The 23,934-nt window shown below is 71.6% G+C and carries 25 protein-coding genes and 1 pseudogene; 12 read left to right on the top strand and 14 right to left on the bottom strand.

The features are described 5' to 3' along the window. Positions 1–39 precede the first annotated feature (39 nt). Positions 40–1,233 (bottom strand): amidohydrolase, encoded by a 1,194-nt coding sequence (locus ACZ4MU_RS09035; protein ID WP_467872909.1) that lies wholly within the window; start codon positions 1,231–1,233, stop codon positions 40–42. A 317-nt stretch (positions 1,234–1,550) separates the two neighbouring features. On the opposite strand from ACZ4MU_RS09035, the gene ACZ4MU_RS09030 reads away from it, so the two are divergent. From ACZ4MU_RS09030 to ACZ4MU_RS09015, 4 genes and pseudogenes are all read left to right on the top strand, one after another. Further along, the gene (locus tag ACZ4MU_RS09030; RefSeq protein ID WP_467872907.1) at positions 1,551–2,348 is read left to right on the top strand and encodes a DUF2382 domain-containing protein; all 798 of its coding nucleotides are present in this window, start codon (positions 1,551–1,553) and stop codon (positions 2,346–2,348) included. A 119-nt stretch (positions 2,349–2,467) separates the two neighbouring features. Then, positions 2,468–2,711, top strand: a pseudogene (locus ACZ4MU_RS09025) (pirin family protein); the annotation flags it as partial. 252 nt (positions 2,712–2,963) lie between these two features. Next, on the top strand, positions 2,964–4,118 hold the full coding sequence (locus ACZ4MU_RS09020; RefSeq protein ID WP_467873587.1) for a serine hydrolase domain-containing protein: 1,155 nt from the start codon (positions 2,964–2,966) through the stop codon (positions 4,116–4,118). A gap of 269 nt (positions 4,119–4,387) precedes the next feature. After that, positions 4,388–5,476 (top strand): DUF5954 family protein, encoded by a 1,089-nt coding sequence (locus ACZ4MU_RS09015; RefSeq protein WP_467872905.1) that lies wholly within the window; start codon positions 4,388–4,390, stop codon positions 5,474–5,476. Positions 5,477–5,487: 11 nt separating this feature from the next. Here the strand turns inward: ACZ4MU_RS09015 and ACZ4MU_RS09010 are convergent, their stop codons facing one another. Further along, on the bottom strand, positions 5,488–6,327 hold the full coding sequence (locus ACZ4MU_RS09010; RefSeq protein WP_467872903.1) for a class I SAM-dependent methyltransferase: 840 nt from the start codon (positions 6,325–6,327) through the stop codon (positions 5,488–5,490). A 74-nt stretch (positions 6,328–6,401) separates the two neighbouring features. On the opposite strand from ACZ4MU_RS09010, the gene ACZ4MU_RS09005 reads away from it, so the two are divergent. The 3 genes from ACZ4MU_RS09005 (at position 6,402) to ACZ4MU_RS08995 (ending at position 8,262) form a co-directional block, all read left to right on the top strand. Beyond that, positions 6,402–7,004 (top strand): TetR/AcrR family transcriptional regulator, encoded by a 603-nt coding sequence (locus ACZ4MU_RS09005; RefSeq protein WP_467872900.1) that lies wholly within the window; start codon positions 6,402–6,404, stop codon positions 7,002–7,004. A 119-nt stretch (positions 7,005–7,123) separates the two neighbouring features. Further along, a complete protein-coding gene (locus ACZ4MU_RS09000; RefSeq protein WP_467872898.1) occupies positions 7,124–7,912 on the top strand; it encodes a hypothetical protein in 789 nt (262 codons plus the stop codon). 26 nt (positions 7,913–7,938) lie between these two features. Next, on the top strand, positions 7,939–8,262 hold the full coding sequence (locus tag ACZ4MU_RS08995) for a hypothetical protein (RefSeq protein ID WP_467872896.1): 324 nt from the start codon (positions 7,939–7,941) through the stop codon (positions 8,260–8,262). Between the two features lie 120 nt (positions 8,263–8,382). Here ACZ4MU_RS08995 and ACZ4MU_RS08990 read toward each other — a convergent pair whose 3' ends face one another. The 3 genes from ACZ4MU_RS08990 to ACZ4MU_RS08980 all read right to left on the bottom strand — a co-directional run bounded on the left by ACZ4MU_RS08990 (position 8,383) and on the right by ACZ4MU_RS08980 (position 10,398). Beyond that, positions 8,383–8,712, bottom strand: coding sequence for a hypothetical protein (locus tag ACZ4MU_RS08990; RefSeq protein WP_467872894.1), 330 nt, complete (start codon positions 8,710–8,712; stop codon positions 8,383–8,385). Then, positions 8,702–9,304, bottom strand: a complete 603-nt coding sequence (locus ACZ4MU_RS08985; RefSeq protein ID WP_467872891.1) for an RNA polymerase sigma factor — start codon at positions 9,302–9,304, stop codon at positions 8,702–8,704. Before ACZ4MU_RS08985 ends, ACZ4MU_RS08990 begins: the two co-directional genes overlap by 11 nt. Before the next feature lie 326 nt (positions 9,305–9,630). Further along, entirely contained in the window at positions 9,631–10,398 is a 768-nt protein-coding gene (locus ACZ4MU_RS08980; protein ID WP_467872888.1) for a hypothetical protein, read from the bottom strand. Between the two features lie 592 nt (positions 10,399–10,990). Here ACZ4MU_RS08980 and ACZ4MU_RS08975 point away from each other — a divergent pair. Further along, positions 10,991–12,127: an FAD-dependent oxidoreductase gene (locus ACZ4MU_RS08975; RefSeq protein WP_467872885.1), complete on the top strand. Its 1,137-nt coding sequence runs from the start codon at positions 10,991–10,993 to the stop codon at positions 12,125–12,127. A 206-nt stretch (positions 12,128–12,333) separates the two neighbouring features. Further along, positions 12,334–12,837 (top strand): MarR family winged helix-turn-helix transcriptional regulator, encoded by a 504-nt coding sequence (locus tag ACZ4MU_RS08970; protein WP_467872883.1) that lies wholly within the window; start codon positions 12,334–12,336, stop codon positions 12,835–12,837. A 67-nt stretch (positions 12,838–12,904) separates the two neighbouring features. On the opposite strand, the gene ACZ4MU_RS08965 is transcribed toward ACZ4MU_RS08970, so the two are convergent. The 6 genes from ACZ4MU_RS08965 to ACZ4MU_RS08940 form a co-directional block, all read right to left on the bottom strand. Beyond that, positions 12,905–14,698: a PP2C family protein-serine/threonine phosphatase gene (locus ACZ4MU_RS08965; RefSeq protein WP_467872880.1), complete on the bottom strand. Its 1,794-nt coding sequence runs from the start codon at positions 14,696–14,698 to the stop codon at positions 12,905–12,907. Beyond that, positions 14,682–15,764, bottom strand: coding sequence for an ATP-binding SpoIIE family protein phosphatase (locus tag ACZ4MU_RS08960; protein WP_467872877.1), 1,083 nt, complete (start codon positions 15,762–15,764; stop codon positions 14,682–14,684). Before ACZ4MU_RS08960 ends, ACZ4MU_RS08965 begins: the two co-directional genes overlap by 17 nt. Then, entirely contained in the window at positions 15,761–16,210 is a 450-nt protein-coding gene (locus tag ACZ4MU_RS08955; RefSeq protein WP_467872875.1) for an anti-sigma regulatory factor, read from the bottom strand. The genes ACZ4MU_RS08960 and ACZ4MU_RS08955 overlap by 4 nt, the downstream gene beginning before the upstream one ends. Beyond that, complete coding sequence (locus ACZ4MU_RS08950; RefSeq protein ID WP_467872872.1) at positions 16,207–16,620, bottom strand: STAS domain-containing protein; 414 nt, start codon at positions 16,618–16,620, stop codon at positions 16,207–16,209. The genes ACZ4MU_RS08955 and ACZ4MU_RS08950 overlap by 4 nt, the downstream gene beginning before the upstream one ends. Then, positions 16,617–17,516, bottom strand: a complete 900-nt coding sequence (locus ACZ4MU_RS08945; RefSeq protein WP_467872870.1) for an STAS domain-containing protein — start codon at positions 17,514–17,516, stop codon at positions 16,617–16,619. Before ACZ4MU_RS08945 ends, ACZ4MU_RS08950 begins: the two co-directional genes overlap by 4 nt. A gap of 147 nt (positions 17,517–17,663) precedes the next feature. Continuing rightward, positions 17,664–18,818, bottom strand: coding sequence for a PP2C family protein-serine/threonine phosphatase (locus ACZ4MU_RS08940; RefSeq protein WP_467872867.1), 1,155 nt, complete (start codon positions 18,816–18,818; stop codon positions 17,664–17,666). A 158-nt stretch (positions 18,819–18,976) separates the two neighbouring features. On the opposite strand from ACZ4MU_RS08940, the gene ACZ4MU_RS08935 reads away from it, so the two are divergent. Both ACZ4MU_RS08935 and ACZ4MU_RS08930 read left to right on the top strand, forming a co-directional pair. Next, positions 18,977–19,462: a MarR family winged helix-turn-helix transcriptional regulator gene (locus ACZ4MU_RS08935; protein ID WP_467872865.1), complete on the top strand. Its 486-nt coding sequence runs from the start codon at positions 18,977–18,979 to the stop codon at positions 19,460–19,462. Positions 19,463–19,918: 456 nt separating this feature from the next. Next, the gene (locus tag ACZ4MU_RS08930) at positions 19,919–20,347 is read left to right on the top strand and encodes a hypothetical protein (protein ID WP_467872863.1); all 429 of its coding nucleotides are present in this window, start codon (positions 19,919–19,921) and stop codon (positions 20,345–20,347) included. 149 nt (positions 20,348–20,496) lie between these two features. Here ACZ4MU_RS08930 and ACZ4MU_RS08925 read toward each other — a convergent pair whose 3' ends face one another. Continuing rightward, on the bottom strand, positions 20,497–20,934 hold the full coding sequence (locus ACZ4MU_RS08925) for a MarR family winged helix-turn-helix transcriptional regulator (protein WP_467872860.1): 438 nt from the start codon (positions 20,932–20,934) through the stop codon (positions 20,497–20,499). A gap of 111 nt (positions 20,935–21,045) precedes the next feature. Here ACZ4MU_RS08925 and ACZ4MU_RS08920 point away from each other — a divergent pair, with 111 nt between their 5' ends. After that, a complete protein-coding gene (locus tag ACZ4MU_RS08920) occupies positions 21,046–21,603 on the top strand; it encodes a quercetin 2,3-dioxygenase (RefSeq protein WP_467872858.1) in 558 nt (185 codons plus the stop codon). Between the two features lie 124 nt (positions 21,604–21,727). On the opposite strand, the gene ACZ4MU_RS08915 is transcribed toward ACZ4MU_RS08920, so the two are convergent. Together ACZ4MU_RS08915 and ACZ4MU_RS08910 are read right to left on the bottom strand one after the other, a co-directional pair. Continuing rightward, a complete protein-coding gene (locus ACZ4MU_RS08915) occupies positions 21,728–21,901 on the bottom strand; it encodes a CsbD family protein (RefSeq protein WP_467872856.1) in 174 nt (57 codons plus the stop codon). Positions 21,902–21,996: 95 nt separating this feature from the next. Continuing rightward, the gene (locus ACZ4MU_RS08910; protein WP_467872854.1) at positions 21,997–23,895 is read right to left on the bottom strand and encodes a CASTOR/POLLUX-related putative ion channel; all 1,899 of its coding nucleotides are present in this window, start codon (positions 23,893–23,895) and stop codon (positions 21,997–21,999) included. Positions 23,896–23,934 lie beyond the last annotated feature (39 nt).

The following is a 23,934-nucleotide window of genomic DNA, read 5'->3' as shown; positions in this document are numbered from 1 at the left end:
GCCCGCCTTCAAAGCATCAGCACCCCGGCCGCCTTCAGATCACAGCCCCGCCGTCGCCTTCTCCCGCAGCCGCGCCCACGCCTCCTCGCGGACACCGGGGCCGAGCAGTACGTCGGCCGCCGTGCACGCCAGCGCCTCGGCGGCGGCGAGCATCACCTCGCGGGCCCGCAGTCCGCCCGCCGCCTCCGCGAACTCGGGCGTGTGGTCGGAGGCGTCGGCGTCCATGATCGCGACGAACGGGTGGATAGCGGGCAGACGGGTGCTGACGTTGCCGATGTCGGACGAGCCCAGGTACACCCCCGGAACGGGCTCGGTCAGCTCGATCCCGCGCCGGGCGATGTGGCGGGCGAACCGCCGCGACAGCACGTCGTTGTCGCGGAAGTGCTCATACGTCTCCCCCACGCGCTCCACCACCACCCTGGTGCCGGTCGCCAGCGCCACCCCGCGGGCGCAGGAGGCCACTTCGGCCGCCAGTTCCTCCAGGGCGGCGGTCGTGGCCCCGCGCAGCCCGAAGAGACCCTCGGCGTACTCGGGGATGATGTTGGTGGCCTCGCCGCCGCGCGTCACGATGCCCTGGATGTGGGAACCGGACGGCAGACGCCTGCCCAGTACGGAGACGGTGTTGAAGAACTGGATCAGCGCGGCCAGGGCGTCGATACCCTCGGTGGGGTTGCCCGTGGGGTGCGCCGACCGGCCGTGGAAGCCGAGCCGCAGCTGAGTCTGCGCGGTCAGCGGCGCCCACGACCAGTTCCGCACACCGGGATGGAACATCAGCGCGCAGTCCGTCCCCTCGAAGAGACCTGCGGCCACCTCGGCCACCTTGCCCCCACCCCGCTCCTCCGCCGGCGTGCCGACAGCCAGCACGGTCCCCGGTATCTCCGCGAACGCGTCACGCAGCGCGAGCGCCGCGCCGAGACCGGCCCCGGCGATCAGATTGTGCCCACAGGCGTGACCGAGCCCGGGCAGCGCGTCGTACTCCATCAGCAGCGCCACACGAGGCCCCTCGCCGGTGCCGGCGCGCGCCAGGAACGCCGTCGGCATACCGGCCACACCGCGCTCCACCCGGAATCCGGCGCCCTCCAGTTCCCCGCTCAGTGTGGCGGCCGCGCGGTGCTCCTCGTAGGACGGTTCCGGATCCTTGTGCAGAAGCGAGCTCACGTCCCACAACCGCTCCGCGCGGCTCGTGATGCTGCTTCCTATGCGGTCGTACGTCGATGCGAGCGTGTCCGGCACGTACCTCTCCTGCCCTGGTGCGCTGGGTGCCCGACTGTGCGGGCGTTCACGCAGCACCGTGTTCCACGCTGGGCGCACCTGAAGCCTGCGCGCTGCCGCGGGAGGCGCCTCGCTCGCATGGCCTAACGCTCCCCGGTCGAAGGGGTGAGCCGAAACAGCCACTGGCGGCGCGGAAGCGCGCGGCGCGCCGAATCCGAGGCGCGCGGCCACCGTTTGCGGGACTGCCTGGTAGGGGCGGCAATGGGTGGCAGGGCGCGGCCTTTCCCACGGGGCGCACCGAATCCCCTGGGCCGCATCCTCCAAAGGAGCGATGAAGCATGACTGCAGGATTCCTCCATACCGGCGAGCTCAAGGACCTCACCGTCCGCGACCCGAAGGGCGACAAGATCGGCACCGTCGAGCAGGTCTGGCTCGACGACCACACCGGCCGCCCGGAATGGGTCACCGTCAAGACCGGTCTCTTCGGTACGAAGGAGACCTTCGTACCGCTGTCCGGGGCGCGCAGCGACGGCGACACGCTCACCGTCGTCCACCACAAGGCGCACGTGCACGACGCCCCGCACGTCGAGGCGGACCAGCACCTGGACGCGGACGAGGAGCGAGCCCTCTACCGCCACTACGGTCTGTCCGGCAACGGAGCCTCCGGCACCGGCCGCACCGACCAGGCCGGTATGGCGGCGGCGGACGGCCACAAGACGCGCAGTCAGGACGAGCTGATCCGTTCCGAGGAGCGTCTGCACGTCGGCACCGAGGAGCAGGAGGTCGGCCGGGCGCGTCTGCGCAAGGTCGTGGTGACGGAGAACGTGGCCACCACCATCCCGGTCAGCCACGAGGAAGTCCGCGTCGTGCGCGAGCCGATCCGTGACGGCGAGAAGGTCCGCGCCGACATCGGCGAGGCCGAGTCCGAGGTGACCCTGCACGCGGAGCGCCCCGTCGTCGGCAAGGAGAAGGTCGCCGTCGAACGCGTCCGCCTGGAGACCGACAAGGTCACCGAGCAGCAGGAGATCTCCGAGACGGTCCGCAAGGAACAGGTCGAGTACGACGACGGCACCGGCAGGCGTGGCCGCCGGGGCACTGAGCCGGGTCGTGGCGACCGGCGCGGCCCGCAGCGCTGAACCACCCGCATCAAGCTCTCGGGCGTCAGCTGCGTGACGGCCCGAGCGAGCGGGACGCCCGGCCCTGGCGAGGAGCGGACTACGGCTTCCGCCGGGGCCGGGCACCCGTATGTGCGGCGCTGCCGCAGCGGGCCCGGACGCTCATCGGCGCCTGGTGCTTCGCCGGCCACTACGGGTCCGACCGGGTCGCCGAGTCCGGCGGTATGGACGTCGCCCCGCACCCGCGCACCGGCCTGCGGTCAGCGGGCTCTTCAGCGGGGAGATCGAGCACCGCGACAGCCTCGGCACCCGCGCCTTCGTCCGCCCCGGCGAACTTGAGCTCATGACCGCGGGCACGGCATCGCCCACACCGAGGTCTCCACACGGGGACGAGGAGGGGCAGGGGGTTAACCCCACCCGAAAGCAGGTGGCTGACGGGATCCCGGTGCAGGCCAGGACCGCAAATACTGGCTCCCACAGACCAGTTGTCCCCCACCGGCCTCGCGGGAGCCTTTCGTGTACGAGCACACCCATGCAGCAGACGGATCACCTTCCTCCAGGAGGAAGGTGGGTCGCGGGCCGGGGGCGGTGCCCAGGTTGCGGGTCGCCGTTGTGGGGGCGGCCGCGCTGGCCGTGATGACCGCCGGATTCACCCAGCCCGCGTCGGCCGGGGGCGCCAGTCCGGTGGGGGGAGTTGGAGGCACCGGTCAGGCAGCGGCCGCGCGCGGCGGCCACCAGGCCACGCAGGCGGCCTTGGACGGAGTGGTCAAGGAGGGCCCGCCCGGCGGGATCGCGCTTGCCCAGCGGGGGCACGATGTCTGGGCAGGCCGAGCGGGCACCGCAGATCTGGCAACCGGGCGGCAGCCGCGGCCCGACGACCGATTCCGGGCGGGCTCGATCACGAAGACGTTCGTGGCCACGGTCGTCCTCCAGCTCGAAGCCGAGGGCAGGCTGAGCCTGGACGACACCGTGGACCACTGGCTGCCGGGTCTGGTGCAGGGCAACGGCCACGACGGCACGAAGATCACTGTGCGGCAGCTCCTCAACCACACCAGCGGCATCTACAGCTACACCGACGACGCGGACTTCAAGCGCAGGGAGTTCAGCACCGACTTCCTCCGGCACCGCTACGACACCTGGACGCCGCAGCAGACCGTCCACCTCGCCATGACCCACCGGCCGGCCTTCGCTCCCGGCGCCGGATGGAGCTACTCCGACACCAACTACGTCCTCGCCGCCATGGTGATCGAGAAGGCCACCGGGCACACGTACGCCCGCGAGATCGAGCAGCGGATCCTGCGCCCCCTGCGCATGGACGCCACCACCGTGCCCGGCACCCGGTCTGGCGTACCGGGCCCCAGCGGACGCGCCTACTCGAAGCTGACCGGGGAACTCGCCGGGCCCGCGGAACCCGGCAGCCCCACCTACGACGTCACCGAGCTCAACCCCTCGCTCGCGGGCGCCGCCGGAGAGATCATCTCCAACACCCATGACCTCAACCGGTTCTACCGGGCCCTGCTCTCCGGCCGACTCCTCGACAAGCGCCGGCTCACGGAGATGACCACGACCGTGCCGATCAAGGAGATGCCGACCGTCTCGTACGGACTGGGCCTGATGAAGATCAAGCTTTCCTGCGGAGTCGACGTATGGGGGCACAACGGCGGCATCCAGGGCTCCGTTTCGCAGACCATGGCCACGAGGGACGGCGGGCACGTGCTGTCGTTGAACTTCAACGGCGACTGGAACGTCCATGAGCAGCGAGTCGTCGAAGCCGAGTTCTGCGGCGCGTGAGCCACGAGCGCGTACGGCGAGCGCCCCCTTGCACCCGCGCACGCCCCGCCGGGCAGACGGCTTACCAGACACGGGCACGGCCGCCCCGTTGAACGGCCGTGCAGACCAGAACCGCTGGTCACCGGCGGTTCCCGCCCGTGCGGCACGCCCTCGGACCGCCCCCGTAAGAGCGCGACCCGAAGCCGATTCACGGCCAGGCGGGGCCGTCACGGCCGGGGAAAGTCCCCGAACCCCTGAGGAGGTCAGGGCGCCATCGGCACTATGGGGTCATGAGCCATGGGCGTAAGGGATCGGGCCGGGCACGGCCGCTGGTCGTACGGGTCCCGGTGGAACCGGTGGAAGCCGTCATGGAGGCGGACGCGGTGGACGCCGCGCGGCGGGCGGACAGCTGGGCGGTGCGCGGTCCGCTGTTCGGCATCGCGGCACAGAGCGCGCAGGACGGACCGCGGTGGCGGGTGGTGGTCGCGGTGACGGCCGACAACCCCCAAGAGGTCCGCGACACCCTGAACTCGCGGTTGTGGTTCCGGGCGAAGGACCACGCCAAGGACAGGGAGGAGCGCCGCGCGCTGCTGGCGGCGGTCGCGCGCCTGGAACGTGAGCGTGTCACCGAGCTCACGGTCCTGGGGACCCGCTACCGCGTCGTACGCGCCGAGGAGTACACGGGCATGGGCACCGACGGCCTTGAGCTGCCGCGTCCGAGCGACCCGGAGCCGGCCGTGCCCGACTGGGATCCCGGTGCCCCGACCGGGCGGACCGACGACGGCCTGGTGCTGGATCCGGACGCGCCGGTCACCCCGGCCCAGGCCGCGGAGAGGCTGGCCCTGCGGAAACTGTCCTACTCCGGATCGCGGTTCCCGCGAGCGGTGCTGGAGGACTCGCGCCGGGCCCGGGACTCCCACCCGGACGTCGTGCTGATGCCCGTGGCCTTCGCCGTCGCGGAGCGAGGGAGGGAGGGGTGGAGGCCGTCCAGTTCCCTGCACCCCACCGCGCACGACGCCCGCAGAACCCTGGAGTTCACCCTGCTGCAATGGCGGCCACGCCAGCGCGGACTCTTCAAGGACGTGCACGCCGACGCCCGTACCGTACTGGCCGCCGGGGACTGCGATCCCCGCACGGCCGAGGAGCTGGCCGTATACGTCGCGGGCGCCGACCGGCTCCGGGCCGGATCGCTCAACGAGCTCAAGGTCCGGGGCGTCGTCTACCGGATCGTCAGGACGCGCCGCATGCTGCGCTGGGGCCCTGACGGGCCCGAAGGCCCCCGCCCTTCCGACCCCAGGGGCGAGGCCCCCTGCCCCATCCACATCCCGCTGGACGAGGACGGCAACTACGTGCCGGAGGCAGACGCGGAGGGCGTGTGAGGGGGAGCTGCTCAGCGGGGGCGTTCAGAGGCGCCGACCAGCACGGCTGTCGTGGCCAGGGTGGTGTAGGTCATCGTGAAGCGTCCGCCCAGGGAGTCGATGGCATCGCCGACCGCGTCCATGATCCCGGTCAGTTGCTCGGGACGGAGCCCGGTGAGGCCACCGGTCGTGGGGAGCAGGTCCAGCCACTGGTCGCGGGTGTAGGACTGCTTCCAGTCGTATCGCCACTGCTCGGGTTCGCCGAACTGTCCGGTCTCACGGATCCGGTCGGCGAACTTCGCGTATGCCGCCTGGTAGAGGGCGATCGGGCGTCGGGCCGGCTGGCCGTTGAGCGGGGAGTCCGGCGCCGCCCGTCGGTAGGCGGCGGCGAACGGTTCGGCCACCTCGGCGGGCGGCTCGTACGCGTGCCCGAAGACCGCCAGCCGTCCCCCCGGAAGCAGCAGATGCGCCGCCTTCGCCGCGCCGACGACCGGATCCACCCAGTGCCACGACTGGGCGGCGATGACCGTGTCGAACTTCCGCCCGCCCGACTCCCAGCCTTCAAAGGACGCCACCTCGACCTCCAGGCCACGGGCTCGCGCGAAGTCGGCCATCCGGGCATCGGGTTCGACGCCGAGCACCGCGCAGCCGGCGGCCTGGAACTGGCGGGCCGCGACGCCGGTGCCGCATCCGACGTCGAGCACCTCGGGCCCGGGACTTCCGGCAACGATCCGTGCGACCAGCGCATCGGGGTAGCCGGGACGGGAGCGGTTGTAGCGTTGCGGATCGACGCCGAACGATTCGGCCATTCTCCGAGCCCTGCGCGGCTCCGCCGGGAACGGTTCCGGATGCTCTCGCGGTAAGGTGGGCATGCGCCCACCTTAGTGGGCACACGCCCACTGGGCAACGAGCCACAAGGGTCTGACGTACGAGAGGAGTCGGTGAAGTGCCGACCGGGGTGCACCTCCGTGACGCGCGGCAGCAACTGTTCGACGCTGCCGAACGCGTACTCCTGCGGGACGGGCCGAACGGACTGACAAGCCGGGCCGTCACCGACGAGGCGGGTTGCGCCAAGGGTGTCCTGCACCGGCACTTCAGCGACTTCGACGCCTTCCTCACCGATCTCGTGCTCGACCGGGCCGCGCAGCTGGAGACGCAGACGGATGCGCTGCGCGACTCCGCCGGTACGGGCACGGTGGCCGACAACCTCACCGGTGCGCTCACCACCCTGTTCGGACCCGTTCCGGTGGCGCTCATCCCCCTCATCACCTTCCGGGATGAGCTGCGCGTACGGCTGCGGAGAGCGAGACCCGGAGGCGGCATCGCGATCCTGGCCCAGGCCACGGCCGAGATCGCCGCCTATCTGACCGCCGAGCGTGACCTCGGACGCCTCGCGGCCGACGTCGACATCGACTCACTCACCCTCTCCCTGGTCGGTGGCGCGCATCTGCTGTTCGCGGACAGGGAGTCCGGGCCGCCCACTACGCCCGTTCTCCACAAACTGGTGACGGCGGTCATCGCGGATCCCGTGCGGCGCGGAACCGTCTAGGACGGCGACCTCCCAGGCGTCGCATGGCGCGATCCTGTACGTGTGTGGTGATCACATCGGGGCACGGTGGCTGAGAGCGTCCACAACGCGCCGTCCCGAGTACCCGAGAAAGAGGACCCATGGACAACGGCTTTCCGAGCGGGGACTTCCGGATCGTCAACGTCGAAACCGGTCTGTGCCTGTACGCGCCGCGCGAGATGCCCGAGGCACGCGTCGTTCCGCGCGAGACCCACGGCAGCACGGTGGCTCCCGGCGGGGAACCGGCCACCGGCGCCACCCCCGAGCTCGCCATCCGTGAGCCGCAGGGCACGGAGGACGAGAAGTGGTGCTTCGACACGCGCCCTGACCAGGAGGGCATGAATCCGGTCAACCAGCTGGTCAGCGCCCCTACGCAGACGGTCCGCGCCCAGTACGCCCTCGACGCCGGGCAGGCCGGTCTGTACGCCACGGAGAAGGACGAGGCCCGCGCGGACACGCTGAGCCGGCTCATCCGGGCGGAGGAGGAACAGGCCAGGCTGGAGGCGATGACCACGGATCCGGAGAAGGAGGAAGAGGCCGTACGGCGACTTCAGGAGCTGGCCGCCGACGAAGAGCTGGAGGATCTGCGCGAGACGGTCGGTTTCGTGGGTCTGGGGGCGCTGCGCGCCCAGCTCCGTCTGGCACAGGGTCTGGATCTCCTTCCGCAGGACGTGCCGCACCTGCTGGGCGGGGTGGGGCTGGTGGGGACCGGAACGTCCCCCGTGTCGAAGTGGATGGCTCATGATGGGGCACTGGTCCTGGAGGCGAAGCCGGACCAGCAGGTCGTGATCTACCAGACACCCAACACCGGTGAATACCGCCCCGCGCTGATCCACAAGAAGGCCACGGGCCCGGGACTCAACCGCACCTGGCGCTTCGAAAAGGCGTGAGCGACGGCGAAAGGCATGATGACCCGATGGACAAGCACCTCCCCGCCGCGATCGCGCAGACGCTCCTCGCCCGCAACCAGATGAGCGAGGCGCGCCCCTACGACCACACGCGCCAGGTCATGACCTTCCTCTACCAACGCGGGGACGAGGCCATCGACCTCGGCCTCTTCGAAGGCCCCCTGCCCATCCCCGCCGTGGGGCAGGCCGTGACGCTCTGGATCACCGGTAACCCGCTGATCGTCACCCGCGTCGAGACGCATTACGGGATCGGCCAGCACGGTGAGGACAAGCAGGGCGCGCAGGTGGCGTCTGTCCTGGTGTTCGTCGAGCCTGCCGCCGAGCGCCCTTAGCCACGGGAGCCGTCGACACGGAAGACGGGCTCTTCATGGCGTGAAGGCAGCCCGGTCGGCGGCGGTTCGCCGCAGCAGCTCGCCTCGTCGGCCGCTGCGGCGAGACCACATACCCACGGGCTAGGACCCGGCGCGGGTCAGTTCGCATCTCCCGTTCGCGCAGGAGCGGCGCAGCCGGGCCCCCGAGACCGTCTCCACCAGGCCGAGCGCCCAGCACATCGGGCAGCCGCGCAGCGCGATCAGGCCGACCGGGGCGAGCAGGAGGCTCGCCGGGCCGGTGACCGGCAGCAGGGCCAGGGATCCGGCGAGGGCGCCGAAGCCGATGGCACCGCGGGCCAGATGACGCGGAACGGTGACGCTCGCGAAGCCGGTGCTCGTCGGCGCGCCGTGGGCCTCTGCGGGGTCCGGCGCGGGGGTGCGGGTGGTCACCGGGGCCGGGTCATGCGTCATTGTCGGTCCTCCTCGTTCCCGGGGGTTCCTCGCGCAGCGCCTCGCGTACCGCCGAACGGGCCCGGTGCAGACGGGACTTCATCGCGGCGGTGCTCAGCCCGAGCCGGTCGGCGACCGTGCGGCCGGGGAGGCCCTGGATGTCCCGCATCACCAGCACCTGCCGCTGGTCCTCGGGCAGGGCGGCGACGGCGGCCGCGACGCGTTCGGCCTCCAGCCGCAGCAGCACGTCCTCCTCCGCGGACCGCGCCGCCCCGCCCGCCGCGTCGGTGTCGGTTTCCGTGCTGGACCGGACGGGCTCGTGGACCGGCTCGTGGCGGAGCAGTACGCGGGTACGGCGCAGGCACTCGTTGCGTACGATCCGGAACATCCAGGACGCCAGCGCCCCGGAAGCACGCAGCATGCCGATCTTCCGGTAGAGGATGATCAGCGCTTCCTGTGCGGCGTCCTCCGCGTCCTGCGGTGTGGCACACAGCGTGTGGGCGAACCGCTGTACATGCGGATAGGAGCCGTACACCAGTGCGGTGAGCGCTTCGACGTCACCGCGTTGAGCCGCGGCGACGAGAGTGGCGCCCGGCCAGCTGTGCTCAGCCACGCTGACGCCTCCGGCGCAGCAGCGTGACGGTGCACGCGCACAGCAGCAGCGCGGCGGCAACCGCGGCGATGACGACGATGGTCATGGGGTCCTCCCGGTGGGGTGCGTGCGGACCCGGTCGCCCGCACACCTATGAGAGGCGATGGGGGCGCGGAAGGATTCACCCCGTCGTGAAGCGGCGCCGTCCCGTGCACGGCGCCGCGCACACGGCTCGTCCGACCCTGCCGCCGTCACCGTCACCGTCGTCGTCCGCGACCGGCCCAGAACCACACGGAGACCGGGCCGGCCCGCGGCGACAACTCCCGGCCGGGGCGAGGGACTTCGGATCAGCCGAGCTTCTTCAGCTGGGCGTCGATCACGGGCTTGGGCTGCTCCGCCTTGCCGGCCAGGCTCATGGCGTAGAACGTGGCGAGCGTGGTGCCCTTGCGGACGGCCACCAGGTGGACGGCGCTGGGGACACCGTCCATGTCGGCGGTCAGCGTGAAGGCAACCGCCTCGTCGCCCCCGGTGTAGGTGGCCGGGGCGACCTTGGTGAAGGCGGTCTTGTCACCTTCGGCGATCAGGGCGAAGCCGCCCGCGCAGTCCGTGCCCGCCTTCTTCAGCGTGGCCAGGGCATCGGCCGCACCAGTGCCTTCGTAGGAGGCCAGCGTGTCGGCGGTGACCGTCGCGCCCAGTGCTTCGAGACCGGCCTTCGCCTTGTCCTCGGCCGACGCGCCCGCGCCCGGTCCCTTCGGCACCGCGATGATCTTGCGGGTGGCGGAGGCGCCGGGAGCACCGACCGTGCGCAGCGCCATCACGTCACCGATCGGCTTGCACGCGGGCTTGTCGGTCGTGACGGTCTTGCTCGAAGCGATGTCCGCCGGGGTGGGCTTGGCGACCTTGTGGTCCTTCAGGTCGGCCTCGGTCAGGACGAGCTTGTCCAGCTCGGCCTGGGACAGGGCCTTGTGGCCCCCGGCCGCGGGCGCGGCCGACGACGTCTTGCCCTTCGGCTCCTCCTTCGCCGAGGAGTCGTCCGAGCCGCAGGCGCTGACGAGCAGGGCGAGCGAGAGCGTGGACGCGGCGAGGGCGGTACGGCGGACTGTGGTGCGGCGCATGAATGAAACAGCTTCCTTCGAATCGGGGGACGACGACTCTTCCGCGTACCGCACACTGACGCGTGGACCTGCGGAAACATCGTGTACAGATCAATCTATGCGCGACCTCGCCCAAGAAGGGGGAGACCTCCTGCGCAGCGCCCTGATCGTGACGACAGCGCAACCTCACCTGCACGCGATCGATATTCCGGCGCATACAACCTTCCGCGTACGGCGAGCGGCGCGCGCGAGGTGGCGGCGCCGGAAGTCGGGGAGCGCGCCGCGTTCCTGGCCCCCGCACGTCCGCGCGGAGGCATCGGGATGGGCGTACGCCGTGTAGTACGCCCGCGGCCCTGCTGCTTCTCGAAGTGGCGTGCCGCGGCCGGGGCCTGCTCCGTGCGAACGGGTACCGGCGTTCGTCGATGCCCTGTTGGTGCCGTGTCGGTGCCGTGTCGGTGATCTGTCGACGGCCGAAGGGACAGTGGTCATGTCCGGCGCCGACCACAACGACCCGGGCCGCCGGCGACTCACCGTCCCGACCTACCGGAGCAGCACACCCGGCACGACTCGCCGGGGACCTGCCCCCCAGTCCACTATCACGGAGAAAACCTCAATGACCACCGACATCACGATCATCGGCGCCGGGCTCGGCGGACTCACGCTCGCCCGCGTCCTGCACGTCCACGGAATACCGGCCACGGTCTACGAGGCGGAGCCGTCCCCGGCCGCGCGCTCGCAGGGCGGCATGCTCGACATCCACGACTACAACGGCCAACTGGCCCTCGACGCAGCGGACTTGCTGGACGAGTTCCGAGCCATCATCATCGAGGGCCGTCAGGCGATGAGGGTGCTCCAACCGGACGGGGCCGTCCTGTTCGAGCAACCCGACGACGGCACAGGGGGGCGCCCCGAGGTGCAGCGCGGCGAACTGCGCCAGATCCTGCTCGACTCGCTTCCGCCCGGCACCGTCCGGTGGGGGCGGAAGGCCACCGGCAGCCGTACCCTCGGTGACGGGCGCCACGAGGTGACGTTCGCCGACGGCGGCACCGTTGTCAGCGCTCTGCTGGTCGGCGCCGACGGCGCGTGGTCGCGTGTGCGGCCCCTGCTCTCCCCCGCCACACCCGAGTACATCGGCAAATCGGTCGTGGAGACCTACCTGTTCAACGCCGACACCCGTCACCCCGCTGCCGCCAAGACGGTCGGCACGGGTGCGATGGTCGCGCACTCGCCGGGCAGGGAGGTCTTCGCCCACCGGGAGAAGGGCGACACGTTGCACGCCTATGCGGGAGTGGCCGAACCGCAGGAGTGGTTCGGCGCCATCGATTTCACCGATGCCGCCACGGCCGGCGCCCGTATCGCGCGGGAGTTCGACGGCTGGGCGCCGGAGATCACCGGGCTGATCACCGACAGCGATGTCCCGCCGGTCCTGCGCCCCCTCTACGCACTGCCGACCGGGCACCGGTGGGACCGGGTGCCGGGAGTGACCCTCCTAGGCGATGCCGCACACCTCTCGGCCCCCAATGGTGAAGGCGCCAACTTGGCCATGCTCGACGGTGCCGAACTCGCCCGGGCCCTCGCCTCACACCCCGGCGACATTGAGACCGCGCTCACCGTCTACGAGCAGGCCCTCTTCCCCCGCAGCGCCCAGGCCGCCCTCCTCGAACACGGTGAAGGCCACAAAAGTGACTCCGGAGGCAGCGCCGTCGACGACCTGATCGCCGCGTACAGCCGGGATGACCAGGCCCGATGACTCCCCCACCGCCGATCCGCCCCAGCACGACGGCTCGCCGCCACCTTTCCCGCGTTAACGGCGTGCCCGTACGGGGTACGCGAGATCCGCTGGGCGGAAGAGGCAGAGATCCGCCGCGAGGCGGCTTGCGCGTCGGTGCTTCGGGTAGGGCGTCTGAATGAGCGGGACATCCGCACAGCCTGGAGATTACTGAAAGAGACGCGCTTGTGACCCATCTCGGCGGCCCCGGCGACGACGCTGCGAAGGGAGCGGTCGACGGCGCTGATGCCGTCGCGCGGAACATCGCTGATGCCGTGGACCAGCTGACCAGCCTCTGGTCACTGGCCGCCCACGAGGCACCCGTACGACTGTCCCTGCACCAACTGCGGGCCCTTCGCGTCCTCCAGGCGGCTCCGGAGCTGAACCTGACGGGGCTGGCGGAACGGCTGGACATAGGGCTGCCCACCGCCAGCCGCCTGTGCGACCGGCTGGAGGCGGCCGGCCTGCTGGAGCGGACGCTGCATCCGCACAGCCGCCGCGAGGTGCGGCTGAGCCTCACCCCGCACGGTGGACATGTGCTCCAGGACGTGGCCGACCGGCGGATCCAGGCGCTGGTGGACGCGCTGCAGAAGATGACCCGGGCCGAACGGCTGGCCCTCAGTCGCGGACTGCGCGCCTTCCTCGCGGCGCGGGACGCCGCACGGGCACGCCCCGATTCCGGGCACGCCTAGCCGCTCCCGGCACGGAACGCGATGGCGGGGCCGGCGCACACCGGGCTCCGCTCTACCCACGTCCGCCCTACCGGCCGCCCGCATCCACTCCTGCCGCCCGCGTACGGGGCGCGGGAACGTCGCAGCCGATGGTCACCGGCCCGTCGACACGGGTGTGGCACAGCAGCAGGCAGACGTCGTCATCGCGTTCGGAGTCGTACAGCATCGGCTCCAGCAGCGCCTCGGCCGCCGCGTCCAGGTCCTGTCGCAGGTCCGTGGGGGCCAGGGCGCCCATGGCCCGGGTGAGACGGTCGATGCCGACGTCGATGCCCGCGCTGCGGCGCTCGACCAGCCCGTCCGTGTACAGGGCCAGCGTCGAGCCGGGCGGCAGGTGGGTGGTGTGGTCCTGGTACTCGTACGCCATCGGAATGCCGAGCATGATCCCGGGGCGCGAGTCCAGGATCCGCACCGAACCGTCGGGCGCGCGCACGACCGGCGGCGGGTGTCCGGCGGCGGCCCATACGACCTGGGGGTCGCCGGGCCGGAAGCGGACGACGGCCGCGGTGGCGTACAGCTCGGGCTGGAGGTGGCGGAGCATGCCGTGCAGACGGGTGAGGATCCGGCCGGGGCCGTCGCCCTCGAAGGCGTAGGCGCGCAGGGCGGTGCGCAGCTGCCCCATCATGACGGCCGCGCGCAGTCCGTGCCCGGTGACGTCGCCGATGACGGCCAGCAGGCTGCCGTCGGGCTGGGGGAAGGCGTCGTACCAGTCGCCGCCGATGTTCAGGCCGTGGGTGGCGGGCAGGTAGCGGGCGGCGAGGTGGAGGTGGGAGCTGGCGGGCAGGTCGGTGAGCTGCGCGCGCTGGAGTGCTTCGGCGGTTTCGCGGTGCTGTTCGTAGCGGCGGGCGTTGTCCAGGGCGGTGGCGGTGCGGCGGGCGAGTTCGACGAGCATGACGCTCTCGTCGGGTGCGAAGCGGCGGTCGGCGGTGAGGATGAGCACGCCCAGGAGGCGGCGCGCGGTGAGGGGGATGCACAGCACCGTCCGGGCGGGGGCCAGGGCCGAGGGGGGCAGGTCGTCGAAGCCGGGCAGGCCCCCGTGGTGGGCGGCGGCATGCTGCGGCCGGCCGGTGCGGGCGGCGGCGACCGCGGCGGCCGGGTGGTGGTCGTGGGGCGGGGTGTGCTCGTCCTCGTCGAAGAGCCAGACGTCGACGCGGGCGGCGTAGCCGGGGACGAGCAGGTCGGGCAGCCGGCCCAGGATGTCCTCGTGGTCGAGGGAGGCGGTCACGGCGTCGCTGGCGTCGGCCAGGAACCTCAGCAGGCGCCGCGCGTTCTCCGCCTCCGCACGGGCGGCCTGTTCGGCGGCGAGGAGGTCCTTCTGGACGCGGGCCGCGGCCTCCAGGTCGGCGTGGATCGCCACGATGCCCTGATTGGTCTGGTGCAGTTCCTCGCGGTGGAAGCTGAGCAGGCTCTCCGCTTCCTCCAGCCGGTCCAGCAGGCCGGCGGTGTCCTCGTCGCAGGCCAGAACGGCCTCGGCGAAGGCGTCGTCGTCCAGGGACGCGGGGTGGGCACGGGAGAGGCGCGGTGTTTCGGCGCAGTCGAGCGAGCGCTGCCAGGGTGCGCCGTCGCCAAGCTGGTGGCCGGCCGGGCGCAGCGTGATCCGCAGGTGCGGGCCGTGCCCGGCCGTGGGCCGGGGTGCGTGGACGAGCAGTTCCCAGACGCCGCCCCGGGTGAGGCAGTGGCGCAACCGGGCCGCGAGGTCGGTCAGGAAACGCGCGCGCTGGGGCTGGGGCGCGCCGGCGTCCGCCGCCAGGCCGGCCAGCACCGCCCGGGCGCGGGCCGCGTCCTGGGCCGAGGTGATCTTCCAGAGGTCAGGAGTGTCGGTCATGGTCGCCTGTCCGGCGGTCGGGGGCCAGTACGGCCACGCTGGTGTCGTCGCGCAGGGGGCTGGCGGCGCTGCCGGCGTCCCGCAGGATGGCCGCGGCCACCACCGCGGGGTCGTGGGTGAGCAAGGGGGTCTCGTGCGGCGGTGTCCAGCGGCTGGGCAGACCGTCGCTGTGCAGGACGAGAAGGCTGTCGGACTGCCACGGCACCTGCTGTACGGGCACGGTGGCGGGGCGCTGGGCGCCGACGATGCCGGGTCGGGACAGGAGCGGATGCCAGGCTCCGGCGGCGTACAGGCGGGCCCCGATGTTGCCGATCCCGGCGAACGACAACGTCAGGTCGGCCAGATCCAGTTGGGCCACCGCGACGGCGGCGCCGCGGGTGGGCCGCAGCACGGTGTCCAGACGGCGCAGGAGGTCGGCGGGCGGCAGGTGGGCGCTCGCGCGCAGTTCCCGCGTCGCGGCGGTGGAGGCCCGCGCGGCTTCGGGGCCGTGACCGAGCCCGTCGGCGAGCAGCAGGGTCACCTGCGTCTCTGAGCGTGCCCAGTGCCAGGCGTCACCGGAGCAGTCCGCCTGCGCCAGGGGGACGTTGATCCCGCCCACCCGCAGCCGGACAGCACTCTGATCGCCCTCCGAAGACATCGGCCGGGGCCGGTCGGTTATGCGGGCGACCGCGACCGTCCCGCGTCCGGGTGCGCTGTGCAGATCGAAGTCGTCGGAGATGCGCCGGCACGTGCCCAGCCCGGCGCCGAGGGAGGACCGGCTGGTGGTGTAGCCGTCGCTCAGGGCGGCCGCCACGTCGGGGATGCCCCGGCCGTGGTCCAGGGACACCATCTGCACGGAGGGCTCGCCCGGCGCGGCCGAGGTGTCCGGGCCGTCGACCAGGTTGATCGTGATGCGGCCGCCCCCCGCGTGCTTGAGGAGGTTGGTCGCCAGCTCGGTGGCCACCAGGGCGGCGGCCGAGGTGCGGCGCGGCGCGAGACCCGCCTGGGCGCAGGCGGCTTCGGCGGCGACCCGTACGTCCCGTACGCGGGTCGAGTCCTGCACGGGGATGTCCCACACCCGGCTCATTCCGGCTCCGTCCGCGGCCGGGCCATGGGCGTGGCCCAGGCGATGACGGTGACGGTGGTGCCCCGGCCCGGGCGGCTGTCGATGCTGAACTCCTGAACGAGGCGTTTGGCACCGCTCAGCCCCAGGCCCAGGCCGCCGCCGGAGGTGTAGCCGTCGGTCATCGCCTGTTCGAGGTCGCGGATGCCGGGGCCGGAGTCGGTGAAGGTCACCCGCAGCCCGCGTACGGGACCGCCGGTGAGGGGGGTCACCTCCGCGCGGCCGCCGCCTCCGTGGATGAGGGTGTTGCGGGCCAGCTCGCTGGCGGCGGTCACCAGCTTGGTCTGCTGCACGAGTCCGAAGCCGAGCCCGGCCGCCGCCTGGCGCACCTCCTGCCTGACCCAGGCCAGGTCCGCGTCCGAGCCGATGGGCAGGCAAGTGGTGCCGGTGGGGCGGGAGGCATGAGTCATGCGTCCTCCCCCGCGCGCACCGGCAGGGCCGTCGCCGGGTCGTGCCCCAGCAGGACCAGGGCACGCTCGACGTCCAGGGCGGTGGCCAGGCCCGGCAGGGTCAGGCCCAGCTCGACCAGTGTGATCGCCACGGCGGGACGCATCCCGGCCAGCACGGTCCGCGCCGCCAGCAGCCGGGCGCTGGAGGCGATCTCGGCCAGGATCCGGCCGAGGAAGGAGTCGACGAACTCCACCCCGGACAGATCGATGACCACACCGGTCACCGGTCGGCGCGCGATGCGCTCGGTGAGGTCCTGCTGGAGCTGCTCGGCCGCCCCGTCGTACAACTCGCCCTGGAGGGTGACCAGGAGGAGGCTGCCCAGAGCCAGGACCGGCACCTGGCCCGGGGAGCCCAAGGGCGCTCCGTTCATCGCAGGCCCGCTCCACCGGGTGCGCCGCCGCTGACCGCGACCCCCTGCCGGCGCAGCGCGTAGGCCAGGGCGTCGGCGAGGGTGGCGTGGGTGACGACGGTGCCGAGGTCGATGCCGAGGCGGACGATGGTCTGCGCGATGGCCGGCCGGATCCCGGACACCAGGCATTCGGCGCCCATCAGCCGGGCCGCGGCCACCGTCTTCATCAGGTGCTGCGCCACCAGGGAGTCGACCGTGGGCACGCCGGTGATGTCGAGGATGGCGTACCGGGCCCGCTGCGCGACGATCGCGTCCAGCAGGTTCTCCATGACAACCTGGCTGCGCGCGCTGTCGAGGGTGCCGATCAGCGGAACCGCGACGACGCTCTCCCACAGCTGGATCACCGGCGTGGCGACTTCCATCAGCTGCTGGCGCTGCCGCTCGATCAGCTCCTGCCCGGAGCTGAGCGCCGTCTCCATCACCACCAGGCGCAGTGTGCCCATGAGCACGGCCAGCGCCAGCGCGCACTGCTGCGCCTGTTCACCGGTGGCATCCTCGAACTCCTCACGCAGCAGGGCGCTGACGGGCACACGCAGCGCCGCGACCTCGTCGGCGATCTGCGCCGCGGTGGCTCCCGTGCGGGTCAGGGAGGCCGCCATCCGCTGGAGCTGCTCGCGTACGGGGGCGAAGCCGGGCGCCGCGATGTCCTCCAGGCGCCGGGAGGCCGCTACGGTGGCCAAGGCGTCCACGACGGCCTTGCCCGCTTCCACGGCCTCGTCACGAGACAGGGTGAACACCGTGCGGAACAGAGCCGCGTCGGCCCACCGCTGGGCGATCTGCTCCTGCCGGCGCTCAAGGAAGTCGGCCGTCTGCTTCGCCGCCAGCTCCTGCGCCTCGTCCTGTTCCGACACCTGCATATGTCTCCCTGGTGCTCTCGGGCTCTTCGGCCCGCCGCACGGCAGACCCTTCCAACAATAATTGCCGCATGACAAACATTAGCGGCGGGGCGCACTGCAAACAACCATGTGATCACCAACGGCCGGGCCCCGGGTACGAGAGGCCGGTCACGTGGTCCGCCCATGCCAGTCCAGACAGATCACCAGGGCGTCGTCGTCCGCGGCGGGGTGGCCGCGGTAACCGGCCAGCTCACGCAGGATGGCCCGGGGCACTTCCGTCGCGGGCAGCAGACGGGTGGCCGCGATCGCCCGCTCCAGGGCCGCGTCCCCGTAGCTCTCGCCGGCCGGCGAGGCGACCGAGTACACCCCGTCGCTCACGAAGATGAACCGGTCCCCCGGCTCGGCCTGGAAGTCCTGGGCCACGTAGTCGGTCTCCTCGAACATGCCCAGCGGAAGCTGTGCCTCGAAGCGGACGCGCTCCACCACGCCGTCGCGCAGCCGCAGCATCTGCGGGGAACCGGCGTCCACCACCCGCGCCCGGCCCGAGGCGAGATCGAAGTCGAACATGAGCACCGACAGGTAGCAGCGTCCCCGGTAGTGGGCGTAGACCGCCTGGTCGGCGAGCGCGGCCTGGTCGGCGAGCGCGATGCCCGCCCGCCGCGCGTTGCGCAGGGCGTTGACGGCCAGGTTCGTGAGGAGCGAGGCCTCTATCCCCTCCCCCATGCCGTTGGAGACGTACAGCATGAACCGGTCGGCCGTCGCCGACCAGTCGAAGTTGTCGCCGAAGATCCCGTACGCCGGCTCCAGCTGCGCGCCCAGCTCGTACTCCGGACGGGCGCACGACCGGCCCGGCAGCAGCTGCCACTGCATCTCCGCGGCCAGGGTGAGCCGGTCCTTGCGCCGCGCCTGCAAGTACAGGTCGGTGTCCCGCTCGGCGACGACCACCTCGTGTCCGAGCATCTCCGCGATCTGCGACAGCTCCGTCAGGCACTCGGCCACCGGCTCTCGGCTCGCGTACGCCACCGTCAGCACACCGAGCCGGTCGCCGCGCACGGTGACGGGCAGATGCACCCGCACCGGGCCGCCGTCCGCGCCCTCGACGAAGGGCTCCTGGGCGCCGAACGCCCGGCCGACCGGACTGTTGTGCACCGACACCGGCTCCAGTGTGTGCGGAAGCACGGACACCGGCTGCAGCACCGTAAGACCGTAGTCGGCCATGAAGAGCTCGACGGAGTCCGCCGCGTACTGCTCGATCAGCACACGACGGACAGCGTCGAGCACCTCGTGGGGCGCCGCCGTGCGCAATGCACGCTCTGCTGCCATATATCTGTTCACGTTGGAAATCACCAATCCCTTACCGGAAGGTCATATACCGCTCCCAAGCGTCGCAGCCGTCCGGTACGACCACGCCGGAACGCCACGGCATCTCCGCCGACGCCCGCGCCTAGTAGGCTGGCAGCCGTCCCAGTGCCTGCGAGAGTGTGACCGTGACTGACTTCCGCCCCCGCCCAGTGCCGAACGAGGTCGCGCGCGTGACCTCCACGGCCGCGGAGCTGCTGGAAGTCCTGTGGGGCAGGGCCTCCACCGCACCGGCGTCCGCCTCCCAGCTGCGCGTCCTGTTCATCCTGGAGCACAACGGCGGCATCAATCTGCGCACCCTCGCCGACTTCCTGGCCTCCACCCCGCCCTCGACGAGCCGGCTGTGCGACCGTCTGCAGGCCGCCGGCTTCGTGGAGCGCGAAGTGAGCCCCGCCGACCGGCGCGAAGTGCGTCTGCACCTCAGCGGGCGCGGCCAGGCATTCCTCACCGACCTGCGGGTCCGCAGAGAACAAGCCGTACAAGCAGTCCTGGAACAGATGCCCAACGCCGAGCGGGCCGCACTGCTGCGGGGCCTGGAAGCGTTCTGCCTCGCCGCGGAGGCGCAGATGCACGACGGCTCCGCGGACTCCGACAGCCGCACGGCCTGATCGCCCCGCGGCAGCGCGAAGTCTCCGATCGCCGCCGACTGGCGACGATCGGCGCACGCGGCGACGTCCGCCCACCGGAACATTCCCGATCCTTTCCCGTGCCCGGTCGGCACGGCCGCCTGGTTGCCTTCGTCCATAGTTGCCAGAAGGCAACTATTCACTCTCCGCCACTCTCTCACACGGCGTTCGTGTACCCCCTGTCGCCACACCCCTTACCCCTTGTGGGCAAGATCTCGTGGCGCCGCAGGGGCGCGAAGGTGCGCCAAGCGCACAAAAACGGCGCACACCAAGCCCGTTGCGCGGTCGCCGGACCGACTGCGCCGCGCGTCTTGCCCCCTCGGTCGCCGACTGCCATCGTCGGAACCGGCTGTCACCCGGCACAAGGACCGGGGCGCGGAGAACCGGGGGTACGAGATGACGATTCCGCAAGGGCCGGCATCGAGGCGGAGGGCGTTCGTGCTGGGGATCCTCCTGGTGCTCGCGAGCCTGCTCCAGGCACCGGCGGCGTCCGCGGCCGAACCGGCGGCCGCTCCACCCGGCTATGGCGGACCGTTCCGTTCATGCCCCGGCCAGACGTGGAAAACGGTGACCCTGCGCAACGGGACCCGGGAGCTCGGCTACCTGCAGATCTGGTACTCCGGCAGCTACAAGGGAGGCACCTACTGCGCACGGGCCGGCGAGTCGATCGCCGGTGCGCATCACATGGAGGTCGTCGTCCGCCGCGGGGACTGGCAGACGTCCTGGTACGACTCGGGGACCTACAACGACTACGCCGGCTTCATCGACGTGTACGGCGCCGCGACCAAGTGCGTCCACTTCTTCGGCCGGGTCACGGTGAACGGGGTCGACTACGAGCGGACCTGGCTGACCCCCGAGTGCCTGTGACGTCACCGCTTGCCGGGAAGTGAGGGCCCAGCCCGGCCCCGCGCGGGCCTCTCACTCGCCCTGCACCGCGCCCGCAACTCCGGCCCCGGCAGCTCGACTTGGGAGGGCCCAGCGGCCCCCACGCCCCCCGCCGGCCATGGCCCGCGCCCTCAGACCTCGGCGGGCGGCGGTCCCCATGGGGTTTCCAGGGCGGTACGGAGTGCGGCAACCGCAGGGGCGCCGATCCGCTCGGTGAGCTCCGCCTCGAGCCGTTCGAGGATGAGCCCGGCCTGACGGTGGGAGCGCTCACCCTCGGGCGTACGACGGATCAGGCGCTGCCGCCCGGAGGCGGGGTCGGGCGTCTGTTCCAGGAGCCCGGCCGCCACCAGGCCGTGTACCGCCTGGTGTGCGGTCTGCCGGGTCACCCCCATCCGCCGCGCCAGTTCCGAGACGGTGGTGCCCTGCTCGTCGAGAACGGCGAAGAGCTGTATCTGGGTGGGGGTCACCGGCGTCGCGCCGACTTGTTCCAGGGCTGCCAGCAGGGCTTCTTCGAACCAGCGCCTGCCTTCGGCGAGCAGTTGGGGGAGGTTGCGGCCGGTGGCGTGCATGGGTTCCTTAAGGCGGGCTGGCGGACGAGCCGAGCTTACGGGCAGCGGCTTGCTCTCGACCAACCGTTATGTCAGGCTGCCTGACATTCCTCTTCGAGTCCGGGAGCGACCATGACCTTCGAGTACGCCACCCCCTACCGGCCCGCCTCCCGCATCCCGGCCGAGCCGGGCAGGCCCTACTTCATCGAGAAGGGCGAAGGCGACCGCGCCCACCTGTTCGGAGACCTGATCACCATCTACGCGGGCGGCGAGCAGAGCGAGAACGCCTTCAACTTCTTCACCGTGGAAGGCCCCAGGGGCAACCTCATCCCGGCCCACCTCCACCCCGACACGTACGAGGTGTTCTACGTCACCGCCGGCGCCGTCCGCCTGTTCGTCGAGGACACCGAGGGCCATCAGCAGGAGAAGCTCCTCACCCCCGGCGACTTCGGCTTCGTACCCAAGAACTGCCCCCACGCCTACCGCATGGAGCGCCATCACAGCCAGGTCGTCGGCGTCGCTGCCGGTCCAGGCGGAACCTTCGAGCGGTTCTTCGAAAATCTGGGCGTACCCGCCGAACAGCTCGGACTGCCGCGCGAGCCGGTCGTCCCCGCTCCAGAGAAGTTCGCCACCGTCCCCCAGCAGTACGACGTGCGCTTCCTCCCCGACCACCAGTGGAGGACCGCGTAACGGGACGATCGGTCCTGGTGCACCGCGAGCGTCTCCACCAGCGCCCTCGAACGACGGGAAACATGAACCGGTCCCCGGCCCCGCGAGGGGGCCGGGGACCGGCGTTACAGCATCCGCCTGCCGTCTAGTGGCGGAACGCGTCCTTGGCCTTCTCCTTGGCCTGGCGGGCATCTCCCTTGGCCTGGTCGGCACGGCCCTCGGCGGTCATGCGTTCGTTGCCGACCGCGCGGCCGAGAGCCTCCTTCGCCTTGCCCTTGGCCTGCTCGGTATGCGCCTTGGTCTTCTGCTCGCCCGACATCGGGGACCTCCTCGTAACGTACCGGATTGGTCGTGACACGCTCCTGCTCACATCCCCCGGCCTCAAACCCATGCCGCCTCCGCTGGAGCCGTCCGTCACTCCTTGCAGACGACGACCACTTCGTCCCTGGCCGTCCAGGAGCGCCGCTCGTCCTTGGGCGGGTTGATCCGCACGCCGTAGCCCAGACGTGTCGACGAGCCGTCGTGGCTTCGGTAGCCGATGGCGCATTCACCGCGAAGCCGTGCCGCCGCCACGACGGTGGCGAAGGACGTTTCCAGCCCTGGGCGCACGTAGTCGGGGGCGGGCCGCAGGCGCACCCCGGTGCCGTCGGCGGAGAACAGTTCCTCGAACACCGCCGCCAGGTGCCGGTTCTGCGAGATCTGCGCCATGAGCAGGCCGATGAGCTTGCCGCTGATGATGACATCGGCCCCGGGGCTGATGGGGGCCAGGGCGCGATTGCGGTCGTCGACCAGTTCGGTGACGACCGGCAGTTCGTTTCCGGTGGCTTCCTCCAGTTGGCGCAGCAGCAGGAGGGTGACGAGCGTACGGTTGTCGGGGTCCTCCGGCGACGGCCCCGGAGCGCGGTCCTGGCCGAGCACGATGATGCTGTCGTAGGAGTGGACGTCCAGGCGTTGCAGGGTTTCGGGACGGGTGACGTCCGCGTCGTGCAGAGACACAGTCAGATTGGTGCCGCTCCGCGCGTCGGCCTCGTCCACCTGCCGGGCGGTCGCTCCCCCGCCGCCGGTCACCACGTCGATGGCCGATCCGGGCCGGGCACAGCGGCGCAACTGGTCCACCAGGAGCGGCGCCCGGCGGTTCCAGCCCAGCAGCAGCACCCGCTCCGCCCGCCCGGGCGTCGACGGACCGGACGCGATCGCCTCGTCCTCGACCAGCTCCGCGCAGTCGTCCAGCACGGTCGTGTCGTCGTCCCGGGAGATGACGATGAGCAGGTCGTCGGGGGCGATCGGCGTCTGCGGCGGCGGATTCAGCAGCGGGGCGTTGCCTCGTATGATCCCGACGACACTCGACGTCCGGTAGGAGAGCAGTGCGTCACCGAACGGGCGGCCGGTCAGCGTCGCCTCGTTGACCAGGTAGAACTCGTCACCGGCGAAGTCGATGAGTTCCTGGTGGACGAGGGAGAGCCCGGGGCGGCGCGCCGCCTGGACGATCAGCCGCGCGGTGATGGTGTCGCTCTCCAGGACGACGCCGTCCGGCCCCGCGGCCAGCCGGGCGGCCAGGCGGTACCGGTCGTCCCGGACGGCGGCGACGACGGGCGGCCGGCTCTTCTCCCCGGCCAGGGCCGCCCTGAGCGCCAGCAGTGTCTTGACCACCTCGGCGTCGGCGTCGGGTTCGTCGTGCGGCAGGACCAGCACGACATCGGCCGTGACCGCGCTGGTCAGGGGGAGCACAGCCGGGTCGGTCGGAGGGCCGCTGCGGCAGATGAGCCGCGTACTGCCGAGGGCGCCCACCTTCGTTCTCAGGGCCTCCTCCATGGCGCTCTTGTCCCGGTCGGCCAGCACCACCACGGCGGCGCGCCGCTGGTTCGCGTTGGCCGCGACCAGTTCGCTCACCACGGTGAACACCTGCTCCGACCAGCCGAGCACCACGGCGTGCCCTTGTTCGAGCACGGTGGAACGGCCGCGTCGCAGCGCGGTGAGCCGTTCCGTGAGCATCGCCGTGATCAAGCTGACGAGCGTCGACACGTACAGCAGGGCGACCAGGGCCAGCAGCACCGACAGGGCCACCCGCAGCGGCCTGCCCGTCGCACCCCCCAGCCGCAGAGTCTCCCCGGTGACATGCCATACCTGGACCAGCCGATCCGTCAGGGACGCAGGCGCGTGGGGGTCGGTCCAGACCATGACCGCACTGGCGGGGACGACGATGGCCAGACACAACACGGCCATCCAGCCGACCAGAGCGACCGCGCCGCGGGTCAGCGTGCTGTCGAACCAGTAACGGGCCCGTTCAGCCAACCGCGTACGCCGCTGCGCCACACTCTTCCCTCCGTCGCCCCGCACCCTCGTGCGGCCGCC

The organism is Streptomyces sp. NPDC026377, from assembly GCF_055567715.1.
This window is presented reverse-complemented; position numbering and strand designations above follow the sequence as displayed.